The sequence below is a fragment of the Leifsonia sp. GW821-FHT13C09 genome (assembly GCF_058806435.1).
The window spans coordinates 1-17,695 of record NZ_JBXAPS010000020.1 but is presented as its reverse complement, the minus strand read 5'-3'; the positions used below and the strand labels follow the sequence as shown (position 1 = coordinate 17,695).

The window sequence follows — 17,695 nt, the reverse complement described above, 5'->3', positions numbered from 1 at the left end:
CCCCCCCCCCCCCCCCCCCCCCCCCCCCCCCCCCCCCCCCCCCCCCCCCCCCCCCCCCCCCCCCCCCCCCCCCCCACACCGCGTTAACCCGAGTTTTCCCCGGCTCCATCCACAGTCCGCAGCCCCTGCCGGACCCCGTCGACCACAGGCATCCGGGAACTTTTTTCACACAGGCTGGGGAAACATAAACTCCTGGTCAGAGGCACTTTTCTGCTCAAAGATTTTTGGTTTTCCACAGCTGATCCCACACCTTGTGCACAGACGCGTCGGCGTTTCGCGCAGATTCTCCCCAGAGTTATCCACAGGTGGAGTTGTGGGCGCGGCGAGTGGTTCGTAGGGTGGAGCGACGTCGACGGAAGACCGCCGAGGATCGGCCCGCAGAACCTGCGGGACGTTGTCGGTGGCCGTCCGTAGTCTGCGAGCGGACGCGCTTCGGCGCGGTCTCCCCGGCCGGTCACGACGGCTGCGCGGGGGTGGCCGCACTTGGCGTGCCCGCGCGCCGTCCGGTCGTCGGCGGCGCAGGCTGGAGGGGGATCGTGCCGACCGGCGCGCGCCCGAAACAGGAGAACTGAGGAGAGCACGTGTCGATCGCCCATATCGGTCTCGCCGACAGCCGCGAACCGGGCGAGGCCCGTTCTCCCGAGCGCACCCCTCCCCACGACCTCCTCGCCGAGCAGAGCGCCCTCGGCGGCATGCTGCTCAGCAAGGACGCCGTCGCGGATGTCGTCGAGGTCGTGCGCGGCACGGACTTCTACATCCCCAAGCATGAGATCATCTACGACGCGATCCTTTCGCTGTACTCGCACGGCGAGCCGACCGACGTCATCACCGTCACCGACGAGCTGACCAAGCTCGGCGAACTCTCCCGCGCCGGCGGCGCCGAGTACCTGCACACGCTGACGAGCCTCGTCCCCACGGCCGCCAACGCCGGCTACTACGCCAACATCGTCACCGAGAAGGCGCTGCTCCGCCGCCTGGTGGAGGCCGGCACCCGCATCACGCAGATGGGCTACAAGGCGGAGGGCGAGGTCCTCGACCTCGTCAACAACGCCCAGGCCGAGATCTACTCGGTGACCGGCCACCAGGAGGTCGAGGACTACGTCCCGCTGACCGAGGCCGTCACCGTGGCGATCGACGAGATCGAGGCGGCCAAGCACAAGGACGGCTCGATGACAGGCGTGCCGACCGGCTTCGCCGAGCTCGACGAGCTGACCAACGGCCTCCACCCGGGCCAGATGGTGATCGTCGCCGCGCGCCCCGCGCTCGGAAAGTCCACGCTGGCGCTCGACTTCGCCCGCGCCGCCGCCATCAAGCACGACATGCCCACCATCTTCTTCTCGCTCGAGATGGGACGCAGCGAGATCGCGATGCGCCTTCTCTCCGCCGAGGCGACCGTCCCGCTGCAGCACATGCGCAAGGGCACCGTCGACAACCGCGACTGGACGACCATCGCCTCCACGCGCGGCCGCATCAACGACGCCCCGCTCTACATCGACGACAGCCCCAACATGACGCTGGTCGAGATCCGCGCGAAGTGCCGCCGCCTCAAGCAGCGCGTCGGCCTCAAGATGGTCATCATCGACTACCTGCAGCTCATGACGAGCGGCAAGCGGGTGGAGAGCCGTCAGCAGGAGGTCAGCGAGTTCTCCCGTGCCCTGAAGCTGCTCGCCAAGGAGCTGCAGGTCCCGGTGATCGCCCTGTCCCAGCTGAACCGCGGCCCGGAGCAGCGCGCCGACAAGCTCCCCGCCCTGAGCGACCTCCGCGAGTCCGGCTCGATCGAGCAGGACGCGGACGTCGTCATCCTCCTCCATCGCGAGTCCGCCTACGAGAAGGACAACCCCCGCGCCGGCGAGGCCGACCTGATCGTCGCCAAGCACCGCAACGGCCCCACCAAGACCGTGACGGTCGCGTTCCAGGGCATGTACTCCCGGTTCGCGGACATGGCGCCGATCTGATCCGTTGTTGTCGACCGCCAAGATAGATTGTCTTTCCGCCACGTAGATTGTCCTTTTTCGGGAAGTGGACAATCTATTTGGCGGGTTTGGCGGGTTTGGCGGGTTTGGCGGTCATTGGTTTCCGCGACCGAATGGCTCGGACTTTAGTGAGACATAGAGACGCCACTCCGCAACCATTGTGTTCATGACTGACTTCTACTGTCCGGTGCCCCTTTACCGTCCGGGCGCGCACGCCGCCGAAGCCCTCTGGGTGAGCTCTCGACAAGCGCCTGAATTCGTCGAGACTGAAGGTCTTGTGCACGGTGACCATGTGCACTGGACCGCCAGATTTCATCCCGCTGGCCCGGATAACGATGCAATGTACGAGGTCGTTTACGACGGGTCCTGCGGCACGGCAGCCTAAGCGCGGCCTGGGGCACCAGAAAGCGGGTAGTCCGCTTGCCGGCAGTGGCCGGACGGACGTGCCAGAGTGGTCCGTGGTGCCGATACGTGCATTTCGGTACGAATGCCTTTTTGGGAGCGCCTCGCTAATGACTCTGGTTTCATCGGACCCCACCCACATCACGCAAAGGCAGCTCGAAGGCGCCTTGTGGGATGCAGCGAACGCCTTGCGCGGCCCAGTCGACCCTGCCGATTTCAAGAGCTACGTGTTCCCAGCGCTGTTCTTCAAATGGATCAGCGACACCTGGGACTTCAACCATGCACGTGCAGTCGCGGACTTCGGAGACGACCTCGACGATGAGATCGAGGCGGATTACCACGTCTTCGCCATTCCTTCCGGTTGCCACTGGAAAGACGTCTACAACACCGTAGAGAACATCGGCGACAAACTCGCCGGCACCCTTCTCAGCATCCAGGAAGCCAACCCCGGCGACCTCGACGGCGTCTTCGGGGACGTCAACTGGGCAAACCAAGACCGGCTTCCTGAAAGCGCACTCGTTGCCCTACTCCGCGCCTTCGACAAGCTACGACTGGACCAAGAGTCCGTCAGTGGAGACATGCTCGGCAGCGCCTATGAGTACCTACTGCGGGAGTTCGCGGAAGCCAGCGGCAAGAAGGCCGGCGAATTCTTCACACCTCGCCATGTCGTGCACCTGATCGTGAAGCTGCTGGACCCGAAGCCCGGCGATTCAGTCGCAGATCCCGCCTGCGGCTCCGGCGGAATGCTCGTTGAGACCGTCGCAGCTGTGAACGCTGCCGGAGGCGACTCCCGCACCCTGCGGCTTTATGGCCAGGAGATCAACCTCACTACGAGTGCGATAGCCAAGATGAACCTTTACCTTCACGGCGTGGAGGACTTCAACATCGTCCGCGGCGACACCTTCCGTGAACCCAAGCTTCTCGACGGCGATCAGCTGCGGCGCTTTGACATGGTGATCGCCAATCCCCCGTTCTCCCTCAAGAACTGGGGCGCGGAATCCTGGGCAGGCGACCGTTACGGTCGCGCGATCGGTGAGGTGCCGCCAGCAACGAACGCGGACTTCGCCTGGATCCAGCACATGGTCGCATCAATGAAGCCGGACACCGGTCGTGTGGGGGTCGTCATGCCACACGGAGTCCTTTTCCGGGGTGGAAAGGAGGCCCGAATTCGCGAGGAGCTGCTGCGGGAAGACCTCCTAGAAGCTGTCATCGGCCTGCCGAACAATCTCTTCTACTCCACGTCCATCCCGGTCTGCATCCTGGTGTTCCGGAAGCGCAAGGCCGCTGAGCGCGTCGGACGCGTGCTATTCGTCGACGCCTCCGCGCGCTTCGCACCGGGCAAGAACCAAAACCTGATGTCAGACGACGACATCGAGACGATCTCCACGGCGTACCACGTCGGCCAGGACATCGACGGGGAGGGAGGGCTACACCTTCGGCTTGTCGACCAAGACGAAATAAAGGCCAACAACTTCGACCTCAATATCGGTCGTTACATCAGAACCGAGACAATCGCCGAAGCCAACGTCGAGGAAGCAATCATCCTCATGCGCGAAGCGCAGCGGCGGCTGGCTGACGCTCAGGCGGCGCTCGACGAGCGCCTTCGCGAAGCAGGCTTTGATGCGTGAGGGGTGGCACACGATCCCACTCGGAGATGTGTTCGCCCCGAGCTCCGAGCGGCTCGGCGATCACGAGGTCGAACCGGTGGTGTTTTCGATCTCGAAATATGACGGCGTAGTGCCAGCGGACCAGTACTTTGAGAAGCGGGTCGCTTCCTCAAATCTCGCCACATACAAACGCATCGATCCCGAAATGTGGGCATACTCGACGATCCACATCGATGAAGGTTCCATTGCGCGAAACACGACAGGGCTTCCGGGCGTGGTCAGTCCCATGTACACGATCCTCCGATGGATCAGCGACAGGCATCTGCCGGAGTATTTCGAGCTTCTGCTCCGGAGTGAGGGAATGCTCGCCCAGTACAGCGACAATGCACAAGGCAGTATCAACCGTCGGCGGAGCCTAACCTACAAGGCGTTTTCCAAACTTTGTGTATCCGTTCCCCCGGTAGACGAGCAGCGCCGCATCGTCGATCTGATAAGCGCGGTAGACGAGGCGGTCGCGGCCGCCGAGTCGAGCGCCCAACTGACTCTGGCCACATTGAACGAGTTGATTAGCCGAGAGTTTCTCCTGTCTCCGAGGCGGCAGTTAGGCGATTTCGCGGACCCGTTGGTCGGCTTTGCCTTCAAGAGTTCTGACTATTCTTCGAGTGGAATTCGGTTGTTGCGGGGCGACAACATCGCCCCGGGAGCGCTCAGGTGGGAGGGCGCTAAGCACTACCCCGTTTCACTTGTCAGCGAACGGACGGAACGTTATGCCCTCGCTGCGGGTGACGTTGTGCTTGCGATGGATAGACCGATGATCTCAACTGGGCTAAAGGTCGCGACCGTTACAAACGACGATTTGCCAGCCCTGCTGGTGCAGCGTGTTCTCCGGCTCAGGCCTATCGCAAATGCATACTCCGAACCGCTCGCCATCTGTCTGAGTTCCCGGGAGTTCGAGGCGTATCTCTCGCAGGGAACCGTGGGCGCACACGTTCCACATATCACGGCGGACCACGCGTTCAAGTTCACGATTCCGGAATCGATCTTCGACCCGATGACGGGGGAGCGCCTGAGCGCAGCAAGATCGACCGCAGAGGCGAGCTCCCAGTTCGCACACACGATGAGATCCCTGCGCATGCAATTGCTCACGACGCTACTTTCGGGTGAGCACGAGATTCCTGCCTCGTACGATCTACTCTTCGAAGGCAGCGCCTCATGACCAGTTTCAGCGAAGCGTCCGTCGTGCAGAAGCCAATAGTCGACCTCCTGGTCGCCGCCGGCTGGACGCATGTTGCGGGAGCCGTTCTCGACAGGCTCCATTCGTCGGTGGTCATCGAATCCTCGACGCGAGCGGCGATCGAGCGGCTGAACCCGCACCTTGTCGACAAGACAGACCGAATCGATGAAGTTTTGCGACAACTGCGCATGACCGTCATTGATGGCAGCGACCTCGGGCTGGTTCGAGCGAATCAAGCCTTCCTTGGTTGGCTCCGCGGGCGTCGAACAGTGCAGCTGGCCGATCCTGTTCGAGACGTCCCTGTCACGCTCATCGACTTCGCCAACCCGGCGAATAACGAGTTCGTTGTCTCGGACGAAGTCACATATGGTTCGCCGGGCAATAGTGCGCGGTTCGACGTCGTGTTGTGGGTCAACGGCATCCCTCTCGTTGTCGGTGAGACCAAGACGTCGGTTGACGGTAAGAAGACGTGGGTGCTGGCCGCTCAGGACATCCACGAGCACTACGAGGTGGAGCGTGCGCCGTTCTTTGTGCCGAATCTGTTGTCGTTCGCGACGGAGGGTAAGGAGTTTCGGTACGGGGCAGTCCGAGCGCCGCTGAACAGGTGGGAGCGGTGGGGTTCGACCTCCACCCCTGCAACGCTGGACGGCTGGGCACGGGTGAAGCTGAGCGTTGAGCAGTTGCTCGCGCCCGCGACGGTCTTGAATCTGGTCCGCGACTTCGTGCTCTACGAGACGCTTGCGCTGAATGGCACGCCCAAGCTGGTGAAGATCCTTCCTCGTTACTTCCAATACGAGGCGGTGGAGGCGATTGCCCGGCGCGCGAACGAGCCTGGCGCCCGGCGCGGACTTATCTACCAGACCCAGGGATCCGGAAAGACGCTGGCGATGAGTTACGCCGCCGCGAAGCTCATCCGCGACTCCCGCTTGAAGAACCCGACGATCATTGCGATCGCCGACCGGGTGCAACTGGTCCGGCAAACGTTCGACCAGTTTCACGCTGCTGGTATGCCGCGGTTGACCGAGGCGACAAGCGCCGCGCACCTACGCGACCTTCTTCGGACGGACGAGCGCGGCATCATCTTCACGACCGTGCATAAATTTGCCGGTGCTGGGCATTTGAACGACCGGGAAAACATTATTGTGCTCGTCGACGAAGCGCATCGCACCCAGGAAGGGACGCTCGGCCAGCAGATGCGGGCTTCTCTGCCCAACGCGTCGTTCTTCGCCTTCACCGGGACACCGATCGCCGATCTCACGCGCAACACGTTCGATCTATTCGGTGACGACCGGGATCCCGGCAAGTCACTAAACACCTACGATTCCGACCGGTCGATTGCTGACGGGACGACCGTACCGATGCGGGTGTCGTCGCGACTTGTGCGCTTCCAGATCGACCAGGTGAACTTGGACGAGGCGTTTGAGGAGCTTGCCGCTTCCGAAAGTCTCGACGAGGCCGAGAAGGAGTTCATCGCCGGGAAGCTTTCCAAGGTGTCGACGCTGATCGCGAACCCCGAACGAATCAGGGCTGTGTGCGAAGACATCGTCGATCACTTCTACGCCAAGGTCGACCCGCTGGACATGAAGGCCCAGATCGTCGTCTACAACCGCGCGATGTGCGCGGCCTACCATGCAGAGCTCTCGAGGCTGCTAGCCAGCCGGGGAGGGGACCAGGCTGCGGTTGTGATGAGCGTCGCAGCGAAGGACGAGCCGGCCTTCGCTGCGCACGAACTAAGCGATGCAGAAGAGGAAGCGTTGCTTAACCGGTTCCGAAACATCGACGACTCGCTGAAGTTCCTTATTGTGACCTCCAAGCTTGGCACCGGGTTCAACGCGCCGATCGAGGGCGTGCTTTACCTTGACAAGCCACTCAAGCTACACACTCTCTTCCAGACCATCACCCGAACGAACCGGCCGTGGTCGCATCCAGTCACGGGGCAGGCGAAAGAGTACGGGCTCATCGTGGACTACATCGGCCTCGGCGACGGATTCGCCCGAGCCATGAAACCAGCGAACCCCGACACCGCCCGTGCAGAAATAGACGATGATGGGCTCCTCGACGAATTCGAAGCTGCCCTCGACTCCCTGCTTGATCGGTTTATCGGCATCGATCGTGACGCCGGGGATTTCGCCTCTTTGGAAGCGGCGATACAGCGGGTGCCGCCAGGGGCGCCCCGTGACCGGTTCGCGGCAGACTTCCAATACGTCGAAGGCATCTGGGAGGCACTCGCGCCAGACTCACGGCTCGAGCCGCGGAAAGCCGACTACCGGTGGCTTGCCAAGGTCTACGGCGCAGTTACACCTAGCGACGGTGACAGTGCCCTCCTCTGGGCCAGGTTGGGTGCGAAGACACTCGCATTGGTGCACGAACACATCTCCAACGTGCAGGTACGGAATCCGCTCTTCGATGTCGTCATCGCCGACGAGCTGACCGTGAAACGCCTGATCGATGAAGGTCTCCTCGACCCTAAGGATGCACCCGAGGTGACCTCCAAGACTGCCGAGGAAATCCTGGATTCGATTGCCGGGCGAATCGCCAGACGGCGTGACCGCCACGACCATCCTGTGTACAAGGCCCTCGCAGAACGACTCGAGCAGTTACGTCAGGCGCAGCTTGCAAAGGCAGAAGACTCAATCGAATTCTTGCGCGAGATATTCACCGTCGCACGCGACCTCAAAGCCGCCGAAAACGCCGATGACTCCGGCGAGCTTGCGCTGCTTCCGGATCCCCGGGTGGGTGCGCTGACCCAGATCTTCCAGGAGTACAAACCTGCCGGCGCGTCAGTCATCATCGCGGACGTGGTCCACGCGGTCGACCGCATCGTGACCGAGGTCGGGTTCGACGGTTGGGTCAACACGGAGACCGAGAAGGATGTGCGGCTGGCCCTTCGGAAGACGTTGAAGCAGTTCAACCTGCCCGTTAAGGGGGAGCTGTTTGACAGGGCGTACGAGTACATCGCGGAAAACTACTGAGGTTCCATCGAGCTAAGCGCCGCCATCCCGTTTCGCACACTGAGGCGTCACGGCTCGACGTTCCGAAGATGCGCGCGGCCGCCTACAATCCAGGAGCAGAGCGGAGGCGCAATGTCCATCTCAGCATCAAAAGAAGTCGAGAGTAGCGTGCGGCATCTCATCGACGCGGCGCGGTCCCAAGGCCGCGACCAGGAGACGGTCATCGCGCTGATTGACGAGGCTGCAGACGCCTTGACGGAGCGGCAGCCTCGCGGCGGTGCCCTCACCGAAGATCAGGTCGCTTTCCTGATCGAGTCGGGCACCTTCACGCCGGAGCGCCTGGCGGAGGTCGAGGCCAGCGTCGCACGCGGTGACCTCGCGGAACTCGAGCGCCGAACACGTCTCGAGGCGATTACTGGATCGTTCAGCGTCGCCGAGGCGGCCCAACGGCTCGGTATCGACGCCTCTCGCGTCCGCCACCGCCTAAGCGAAGGCGGTCTGCTCGGTTTCGTGATCGGCGGAAAGTGGCGATTGCCCGCCTGGCAGTTCACGGACGACCCGAAGCAGCCCGTCCTGCCAGGGGTGTCGCACCTGATCGGGGCGGTGCGCGATATGCACCCAGCGAGCCTGCAGAACTTCATGGGGACGCCGCAGGAGGATCTCCTGATCGAGGATCGTGCGGTGACGCCGCTGGAGTGGTTGCGCCTTAGTGGCGCCCCGCAGGAAGTCGTGGACATCCTCAAGGCGTTCCTGCAATCGTGAAGGTCCCGTGTGTGCGTAATCACCGGAGCCCGTTGCGTAGCTGATCGAGCGACAGAACTGAACTTCAACCGACAGGACAGCGCAGACGCCCAGGCTCGCGGCGCGCGGCGCGAGTTAGCCGGCCCCTTGTTTGAGGCGGGTCACCCTATGTAGACGAACGACAGCGCTGCGGCAGTTACGTCTTTGGCATCGAAGCCGCGTGCCCCTTCGCGGAGGATCAGAGCCGGAGATTGGTCGGCGAGCGAGGGATTCCTGCCCTTGAACCAGGACTGCACTGTCGTCGCGTCGTAGCGCGGGGACAGCAACGTGGCCACATCATGGGTGTGCCGAAGCCTTTCCTCCACGTCTGGCTCGGGCTTCTCATTGCCCGAGGCCCATTGGGAAACGACCCGGGCGGACCGAGTTCCGCCAATGTACGCGACCAGCCGAACGCCCAAGATGTCACGCAGCTGAGTCACCACCGCATCGATCGAAGGCGCAGCGGCCTTGGCATCGGCCTCCTGATCTGGTCGCCGATTCGTGGAGTTAGAGAGCTCGGCCATGCCGTCAGAGTAGACGCCAGAAGGTACGTGTTGCACCCAGCGGTGTGCGAGAAGGACCGCTAAGGCTGCGTTTTTCCTCGTATTCGAGTAGAAAGAAAGCGGCATGTCATCGACCGATGCACGCGCCCATTCTTCGAGAGCACGGATGGCTACGATGGCTTCAGGGCACAACAATCAGTCGTCTCCATTGACGCCGGTGTTCGCGACTGGCCGGTCGCGGAAAGTGCCAACTCAACATGAACACAGTGAGCCTGTTCCGAGCGAGTTACGCGTCGGATCCTTTCACGTGCCTGCTGGCGGTGCAAGAGCCGTTCCGACGCAGACCGCGAAGATCGGAGCGCGACCATGATCGAACCGCTGCCCCCTCGGCCATCGCGCAAGCCACGCAAAATCGTCAGCGATGAGAGGCGCGCGCAGGAGTTGCTTCAACAGCTGCAGCGCGCTGAGCTAGACATTCGGGAGGCGACTGAGCGCCGGGCGCAGTTGGCGCTTGCTGCGAACGAGATTGGCGTGACCACGACGAAGATCGGTCAAGCTGTCGGGGTGAGCCACACCGCGGCGTCCAAGTGGATTCGCGCTGCGCGTGAGGAGCGGGGAGCAGGCGGAGGAAATTAGTTGCAACTCTGGTTTCCAGCGTTGATTTCGGCTAGCGTGTCGGCGTGCCCGTCCTACCGCAGACCTCAACTGCCCCGGAAGCCAGGCCGCTTCGGTTCGCCCCGATCTGCCTTGCGCCCGATTGGGCGGGTGACCTTGGTGCCGAGTTGGTCAGTCTCACCCGCCATCAGGCCAACGTGGGGTTCGACGACCCTTCGTTCCGCGGCGTTGACCCGCTTCAACCGCTAAGCGCTTGGTTTGGTCCGGGTGGTCTTGAATCCAAGGCCGCCTTTGAGCCCTCCATGGATCGGTACGACCCGCGCCGTGTTCGTGTCTTTCGTCCATCTTGGGGGTCACGCCGGCTGCGGATCGATCTCAACCGCGCTGTGGCGTCCGCGGTGACCATTTCGTTCACACGGGATGGACGGCGCGTCGAAACTAGAAGCTCGAGTGACTTTGGTTCGGCTGTCATTCCGGACCTGCTGCCGATGCGCGACTTCGCCCGACGACTTGAACAATCGAACAAGCCCGTCGCCCCGTGGCTCCACACAATGGGGCACCTGGTCGGGGCCGAATCACACCACGAGCGAACGCTGATGATGCTCGCGGACTATCACCCGGCCGTCGAGCTGATCTCTGCCCAGCCGTTCACTCTGGTGTGGCCGAAAGGAAGCGAGTTGAGCTCTCACACTCCCGATGTGGTGCTCTTGGGCCGCGACGCACCGCCCCTCGTGGTGGATGTCCGCACTCCATCTGGGGCCGCGGACGAAGAGTGGGCGGCGAAGGTGCCCTACATCGCGGAGGCAGTCATAGCCCTCGGAATGGGCTACCTCGTCTGGACTGGAATGTCTCGCCCGTACCGTCGAAATCTCGAGAACTTCACCGAGGCACGAGTACCGCCGTCCTCCTATCAGCGATGGGCGCAAGTCGCCCTTGATGTTTGTAGTTGGCCAATGCCGGCGTATGAGCTAGCTGAGCGGCTTGACCGCGCCGGCTACCAACGTCTTTGGGCACTCACCTTGATCCGACGAATGCTCTGGCGTCGTGCGCTGGCGACCGACATGTTTACGCCCTACAGCAACGCAGCGAGCGTGGAGCGACGCCATGCCTGAAAATCGTTGGCGGCGCCGAATACTGCCAGGCGTTTCCGTGATGGTGGACGGCGTTCCACATCTCATCGATGAAGTCGTGGGCGAATCGGTGAGGTTGCTAGATCCAGCCGGCCTGCCGCGACCGTTGATACCGCTGAGGCACGTGGCACAGCTGCTGACCACAGAGGATGCTCCGCCCCCACTTACGGAGAGACTCTGGGATATTGAGGCCCGCCTGACCACTGCGGGTCAGGCGAAGCTCGTGGAGCGACGCGCCGTACTGCGCTGGTTCGAAACGGGGCTTCGACCAGAGCAGGCCGGGGACGAAAAACCCGATCCCTGCCACGATCCCTCGCTGGTCCCAGAACGCACCGCCAGGGTGAGAGCGATCGCGGCAGTCGTCGCGCAACGTCGCAACATTGATTTCGCCAGCGCTCGAAGGCGGGTGAATCGCCTCCTGGACAAAGCGTCCACGGGCGCGGCCGGGCTGGTGGACCCGCGAATGATTGAGCCGTCGAAGCGGCGACGTGACAATCAGATGGAAACGTGGATCCGGGAGTTCCTGCTGGATCGCACGTTCCAATCGACCGTCACAGCGTCATCGATTCATGTCGCCTTCAGCGCGTGGCTTCGCCGAGAGCACAGCCTCGAAGGACCACCCCTGCGCAGCTTTGAGCGCGAACTAGCAGTCGTCTACGCGCGCTTCCCGCATCTGCGGCGAAAGACGAAAAGTCTCGCCTCGACAGCCCAAGCGCCTAAGGTGACCCAGCAACGTCGATTCGCGATGCGCCCCGGCGAGTACTGGTTCATCGACTCCACCACATCGAATGTCATGATCCGCGACCCCCACGCTCCCGCCTCGAAAGCGCGAGAGTACCGGCTGACGTTCACGAAAGTGATGGACGGAGCCACCCGATACATCGTGGGCCGCTCCATCAGCGAGAACGTCAACGGCTTCGCAGCAGGGTTGGCGTTGGCCGATGCCTTCCGCGCGATGCTCGGTGAGCGGGATTCGGTCATCCTCGACGGGCGCACGCACCCGAAGCCCTTCGCGGGGCTTCCTCGCGCCATCAGCAGATGGCCAATCACTCCTCGACGGCTTGTCCTTGACAACGGCCGCGAGTTCCTCAACAAGTACGGCATGCTGACCCTCGAGCGACTTGGTATCGACGTTGAACCTCAGCGCGTTCGAGACGGCAGAGCAAAGGGCGCGCTCGAGCGCCACTTCGGCACCAACAAGACCAACTTCGAACAGAGCCAGCTCAACTACCTGGGTGGTTCCATCGACGAACGTGGTCGCGACGCTACAGCCGCTGTAATCCTCACCTGGCGTGAACTCCTAGCACGCGACGACGAATGGACCGACGCCTACAACGTCACCGAGCATGCCGGCCTTCGCGCGTCCACAGGCAGGCGCATCAGCCCAGCACAATACTGGATCGAACTCGCGCAAGAGCATGGGATCACCGAAATGGTGGCATGGCAAAACGAGTGGATCCGCTTCCTTCCGAACCAGGTCGTCGAGCTCACCCGATACGGGGTTTCACGCAAAGACATGGTCTTCAACGCCCCCATCATCCGCATGCTCATCGAAGTCGACGGTGCTGCGCCCAGTGGCAAGGTCAGGATCTTCTGGGACCCGAACGACCTCCGCCAGGTCTACTGCTTCGACCCAGACGGCAACGCATATGAAGTGCCCTGGGTGCGCCGGGACGAAGACACGCCGCCCATTACCGACTTCATGCTCGACTGGGCCAACAAACAGGTCGAAGGAATCACCGTCTCACGAAGCGAGCATCAAAGCAGGCTCATCGACATGGTCGCGCGCTGGCAGAGCGAGGACCTCGTCCTGCTCGCGCAGCTTCGCGGACGTAAGAACGGCGAAGAGATCCTCTCGTCACAACTCAACCTCCTCCGCTCACAAGACTCAGGCACCATCGCTCGGGCGGATGAGGTACTCGACCGCGGCGGGCGCGCAGTCTACGAGGTCGGAGGCCTCGTCTTCGATGAGGAGGGCACAGCGATCCTCGACAACGGCGATGACGTCGACGCTGACCTGTTCGGCGGATTCGACTGATGCACCCGTTTGACGAACGGATCCGCCAGTTTTGCGGCGCAGACGAACACCCGGAACGCAGCTGGCGTTACCTGCATCCCGCCGATCAAACGTGGATTCGACGGATCGCCCTCGCTGGTGGTGAAGACCCAGGCGTTCTCACCTATTCCGACGTGCAAAGCCTGGGCGCCGACGAAGGGCGCCGGCGACTGCGGCGACTCGAGGACTGGTACAAGGCTTGGCCCTACGCGCGCACCGCCCAGGTCAAAGAAGTTGAGCGACACCTCGCGACACTTCCCGCCCCGCGTCCTCATCAGGACGATGAGCTCCTCGATGTCCCGCTGATCACCGGGCCGCCCGGAACCGGAAAGACCCGGCTCGTCGTCAGAGCTGCCGTCCGAGCTCTTTGTCAGGCAGCCTGGGATCGGCGACTGGAGCTGCAAGATGAGCCTCGGACACCAGACCCACTGGTGGATCCTGACTGGCGACCCGTGATCTTCCATTCGGCGGACGGCAATCCGATGGTGAAGGCGTTCTTCACCCATCTCTGCAATGAAATCGGAGCGCCAGCAGGTAGCGATCCTCAAGACAGCTTTCGTCTGGCGGTGCTTCGGCACGGAGTGCAGACGATCTTCATCGACGAAGTACAGATGATCAACTTCGACGGCCAGCACGGCATGTACCTACACAACGCGATCAAGGCTCTTCAGAATATGAACGTGCGCGTCGTCCTGGCCGGCCACAACGTGCGAGAGATGCTGGTGCATCGAAAGACCTCGGCACAGAACGCGACCCAGACGCAGTCAATCGCGCGATGGGCCTTTCAAGATCTCGAACGTTACCCGCACCAGACCCCAGCACAAGTAGCCGAATGGCGCAGGTTACTTCGGACGCTGGAGAGCCACCTGCGCTTGGCCGGCCACGCGGCGAACGAACCGGTGTTCAGCGAGCAGTTCGAAGAGCACCTCTGGGTCTCCACCCTCGGCTACATGAACGCGCTGGCCGCACTCATCACCGGCATCTGTCTGACCGCCTCACGAACACCATCCCAGCGCGTCACCGCCAAGATCATCGATGCTGTCCGGCTCAACGAGCGAGTTGCGCGCGGCCGCGCTAGTCGAGTCAACACGTGGCGGGCGGGCCATATCAATTGGGCGACAGATGCGACGGGTGCCACATGAACGCCCGCGCTACTACTGCAACCCATCCCGAGGGACTTCGCCCGCTCGGGGCCAGGATCACCTTTGTCGAGCGGGAGTGGCTGCCGAACATCTTCCGCCGAATCGGCTATCAGTTCGGCGTCTCTGCCAAAGACATTGCCAACTGGTGCGGGCTGTCCAGGTCGGGCCCAGAGGCGGGGCGTCGGCTAGGACATAGGATCAGCGACGCCGTGTGCGATCGAATCGGAGATGGTCTCGGAGTCTCCGCCATACCGTTGCGAACCACGGTGATGAGCTACCTACCTGGCGAGCTCGTGAACTTGGGACCGGATGGGCTGCCCAAGCCCCTGGTGAATTGGGCACGAGGAGCCGGCACGCGGTTCTGCGTGGAGTGCCTGCGTGAACGTCCCGGTGTGTTCTACACGCACTGGCGACTCTGGTGGTGCTTCATCTGCGAACGGCACAACACCATCCTTCGTGGAGGCTGTCCCTCGTGCCGCTCGGAACTCGTGGAAGCCTCCGCCACTGAGCGTTGGTGCCGCGACCCAACAGTGTGTTGGGCCAAACTACCCGACGGCTCGTTCTGTCAGCATCCGCTGACCTCCACCTGGGACGAAGAACCTCTCGGCGGCGCTTCCCCAATGATTCTTGCCCAGCTAGCTATCGCCCGCGCTTGGGCAGGCGACATTCCTTCACTCCCGCACATCCCGTCAGCAACATTCCGAGGAACAGCGATCGCGTTGCTGGCCGCCGAGGACGTCGATCAGATCGCCGACCTAGCCGAAGTAGAGGTCGGAGACCTCGCCGGTCTCTTCGACCACTCGACGCGCACCGGAGCCTCTCCACCGCACGAGCCACTGGCGATGGCTGCACTCATGGGTGCGGCCTACCGTCTAGTTACGAACCCGGAATTAACCGTACGATCGACAATTCGACGCGTCGCCTTCGCCCGGCCGGTGCGCATAACGGAAGCTCTCGAAGGACTAGGGAGCGCCCGTTATTTGCTCAATTTCTGGCCCGGTGTGGACGCTCGGATGCGGGGCAGGATCCTGCGCGCGCTTGACGCAGACCTTCCGCCGATTCAGCGGCTCGTACACGGTTCGGCAGGGTCCCCCGACATAGCGGAATGGTTCGAGCGGGTCAGGGAGTCTCACGCCACCCCGGAGACTCGGACCGACCAAGCCCATCAGGCGGTGGTCAACGCCCCCGGCGGAGCCCTTTCCGCGCAGTGGATGAACCAAGCAATCCCGCGAGCGTTCTGGACTTCCTGGGCCGCCCCACTCGGGATCGACCAGCGCACCGAACCCGCCGCGCTCCAGACAGCACTGGCGGACGCGCTTCGCATAGCCGGCACCGGAACGCATCCCGACGTGGCCCAGATCGCCGGCATCGGCCGACGGCTACGGCCTCAACTGCTCGGGAACGAACAGCAGACGAGCGCAATCCTCCAAGCCCTCTCCGATCTCGCACTGCTCCTCAGAGCACAACCGGGCCCCATTGACTACGCTGCGAGGCGCCGAATTCCAGACGACCAGCTCCTGCTTGAGGAGCATTGGCACATGCTGACCGCTTCCGTAGGGGAAGACCCAGGGAAGCATCGCCGGTTACTCAACGCCCGGAGGTACGCATACCTTCGGATGAGCGCCGCACTTCCGAAGGATCTGCCGCCGCGGCTGCGGTTCAGCACGAGGATCGCCGACGATGTCGCGGCGCATACGCAGTTCATGCTCACGATGAGCGCGGAATTGAAGGTCGCACTGGACCAATATCTGCTTGGGTGGCTCGACCGTTTCGGACGGCTGGGGGGAAATCCAGTCGCAGCAGACGCCCGGGCTACAACTGTTGAGTGGTCCCCTCCGCGTCTGCGACAGGCTGCGTGCCTGGCGCCCGAACTTGACGACATCGACCTGCCTCGCCTGCATGACCTACTCGCCGACGGGATCACCGCATTGGGGCAGCTCTCCCACATGGTTCAGCGGACGGCACGCCATGTCAGGTGGGCCATTGCGGCACACCCCCTCCCGTCTGGGCACCTAATCACACCAATCGACTGGACCCGCAAATTGGCAGACCTCCCCGATGCGATGGTCAGTTACGTCGTCCAGCCAACGCCAAAGGGGTGCAACCCGTCGAAGTTGCACCGGAAGTGGTGAAGACACTGCCCGCGTACCCATGTGAAGTGCACGCATGGAGCGAGAAAGGAAGCAGAGATGGCACTGGACGTATCCGGAGACGGTGAGACTCACGTGGGACTCGAGGACAGTACAGCGTGGAGCCATACTTCAAGCACGCGCCGCGCTTATGAAAAAGCGTGGGTCGCATTCAGCCGATGGTGTGATCATCAAAATCTCGCTGCCCTACCTGCAACGGGGTCCACGGTTGCTTCCTATATCGCCGCCCGCTCAGAGCTGGTCGCTCTCGACGGTAAACGGGACTATGCGGCATCGACCGTTGTCCTATGGGTAACTGCCATTAATGACCGCCACCGTCGCGCCGGCCTACCCATTCCTGGGACCTCAAGTCAGGTGCGGGACATGGTGGCTGGCTTCCGACGGCGCAGAGAGGAGACTACCGGAACGATGGCACCCTTGGTTCTCGCCGACCTGAGGTTGGCGCTGGAACAAATCGACGTACGATCACTTCCTGCCGCCGCAATCGGTCTTCGTGACTCAGCAATTCTCCTACTGGGGTTCGTGGGCGCGTTTCGAAGCTCAGAACTGGCCTCGGTACGTGTCGGCGACATCACCTTCTCCGCCTCCAGAGGGCTACTCATACGGCGCGACACACCCGACACCGACATCGAGAAGAACGGCGACCACAAGAGGCTTCCGTTCGGCGCCAATCCGCTTACGTGTCCGCCCTGCGCTGCGATCCGATGGCTGCAGGTCTTGGCTGTCGCGGACAGCAGCGGCGGTCGGACGAACGCGCTGCGTCCTGACGCCGAGATCACTAATCATGTTTGCGGCGCGGTGGCCCCGTTCGAGAGCCTGAACCCTGATGCCTTTCTGTTCCGATCAGTGCATCGAAACGGTCACGTCAGAACGACCGCGATGGGAGCAGAGATAGTCAACCACGTAGTGAAACGTCGCGTCGCGGCAGTCGGCCTCGACACAAGACGCTTTGGCAGCGAATCCCTGCGGATAGGCTTCATAGCCCAGGCAATGCTCGATGGTGCAAACTCCGAAGAGATACGAGAACAGACCGGTCATCTCACTGTTGCTGCTGTCGATCGCTACCGGCGCCGGCAGTAGTGCCCCGTAGAGTGGTGTAACGAACCCCGAGTAACAACGGCCCCACTGAAAGAACAGCGTGGCCACCGGGGA

The 17,695-nt window shown here is 62.6% G+C and carries 12 protein-coding genes and 1 pseudogene; 12 read left to right on the top strand and 1 reads right to left on the bottom strand.

Annotated features, from left to right (window positions below):
• The first annotated feature begins 581 nt into the window (after positions 1 to 581).
• The 5 genes from dnaB to AC1ROW_RS21765 all read left to right on the top strand — a co-directional run bounded on the left by dnaB (position 582) and on the right by AC1ROW_RS21765 (position 8,929).
• Positions 582 to 1,955 (top strand): replicative DNA helicase, encoded by a 1,374-nt coding sequence (dnaB, locus tag AC1ROW_RS21785; RefSeq protein WP_185275660.1) that lies wholly within the window; start codon positions 582 to 584, stop codon positions 1,953 to 1,955.
• A 530-nt stretch (positions 1,956 to 2,485) separates the two neighbouring features.
• On the top strand, positions 2,486 to 4,003 hold the full coding sequence (locus AC1ROW_RS21780) for a type I restriction-modification system subunit M (protein ID WP_493021728.1): 1,518 nt from the start codon (positions 2,486 to 2,488) through the stop codon (positions 4,001 to 4,003).
• The gene (locus AC1ROW_RS21775) at positions 3,996 to 5,198 is read left to right on the top strand and encodes a restriction endonuclease subunit S (RefSeq protein ID WP_493021726.1); all 1,203 of its coding nucleotides are present in this window, start codon (positions 3,996 to 3,998) and stop codon (positions 5,196 to 5,198) included. Before AC1ROW_RS21780 ends, AC1ROW_RS21775 begins: the two co-directional genes overlap by 8 nt.
• Entirely contained in the window at positions 5,195 to 8,188 is a 2,994-nt protein-coding gene (locus AC1ROW_RS21770; RefSeq protein ID WP_493021724.1) for a type I restriction endonuclease subunit R, read from the top strand. The genes AC1ROW_RS21775 and AC1ROW_RS21770 overlap by 4 nt, the downstream gene beginning before the upstream one ends.
• A 111-nt stretch (positions 8,189 to 8,299) precedes the next feature.
• The gene (locus tag AC1ROW_RS21765) at positions 8,300 to 8,929 is read left to right on the top strand and encodes a hypothetical protein (protein WP_493021722.1); all 630 of its coding nucleotides are present in this window, start codon (positions 8,300 to 8,302) and stop codon (positions 8,927 to 8,929) included.
• A 140-nt stretch (positions 8,930 to 9,069) separates the two neighbouring features.
• Here AC1ROW_RS21765 and AC1ROW_RS21760 read toward each other — a convergent pair whose 3' ends face one another.
• Complete coding sequence (locus AC1ROW_RS21760) at positions 9,070 to 9,471, bottom strand: hypothetical protein (protein ID WP_493021720.1); 402 nt, start codon at positions 9,469 to 9,471, stop codon at positions 9,070 to 9,072.
• Positions 9,472 to 9,816: 345 nt separating this feature from the next.
• Between AC1ROW_RS21760 and AC1ROW_RS21755 the strand changes: the two genes are divergently transcribed.
• From AC1ROW_RS21755 to AC1ROW_RS21725, 7 genes and pseudogenes are all read left to right on the top strand, one after another.
• Positions 9,817 to 10,086 carry a helix-turn-helix domain-containing protein gene (locus tag AC1ROW_RS21755; protein WP_493021718.1) on the top strand — a complete coding sequence of 90 codons (270 nt, stop codon included), beginning with the start codon at positions 9,817 to 9,819 and terminating at the stop codon, positions 10,084 to 10,086.
• A gap of 44 nt (positions 10,087 to 10,130) precedes the next feature.
• Positions 10,131 to 11,177, top strand: coding sequence for a hypothetical protein (locus AC1ROW_RS21750; RefSeq protein ID WP_493021717.1), 1,047 nt, complete (start codon positions 10,131 to 10,133; stop codon positions 11,175 to 11,177).
• Positions 11,178 to 11,319: 142 nt separating this feature from the next.
• Complete coding sequence (locus tag AC1ROW_RS21745; protein WP_493021715.1) at positions 11,320 to 13,233, top strand: TnsB C-terminal domain-containing protein; 1,914 nt, start codon at positions 11,320 to 11,322, stop codon at positions 13,231 to 13,233.
• Positions 13,233 to 14,393, top strand: a complete 1,161-nt coding sequence (locus tag AC1ROW_RS21740; RefSeq protein WP_493021713.1) for an ATP-binding protein — start codon at positions 13,233 to 13,235, stop codon at positions 14,391 to 14,393. The genes AC1ROW_RS21745 and AC1ROW_RS21740 overlap by 1 nt, the downstream gene beginning before the upstream one ends.
• Positions 14,390 to 14,833: pseudogene (locus AC1ROW_RS21735) on the top strand (TniQ family protein); the annotation flags it as partial. The gene AC1ROW_RS21740 and the pseudogene AC1ROW_RS21735, both read left to right, overlap by 4 nt.
• Before the next feature lie 279 nt (positions 14,834 to 15,112).
• The gene (locus tag AC1ROW_RS21730; protein WP_493021731.1) at positions 15,113 to 16,525 is read left to right on the top strand and encodes a hypothetical protein; all 1,413 of its coding nucleotides are present in this window, start codon (positions 15,113 to 15,115) and stop codon (positions 16,523 to 16,525) included.
• A 381-nt stretch (positions 16,526 to 16,906) separates the two neighbouring features.
• The gene (locus tag AC1ROW_RS21725; RefSeq protein ID WP_493021711.1) at positions 16,907 to 17,623 is read left to right on the top strand and encodes a tyrosine-type recombinase/integrase; all 717 of its coding nucleotides are present in this window, start codon (positions 16,907 to 16,909) and stop codon (positions 17,621 to 17,623) included.
• The last annotated feature ends 72 nt before the right edge of the window (positions 17,624 to 17,695 follow it).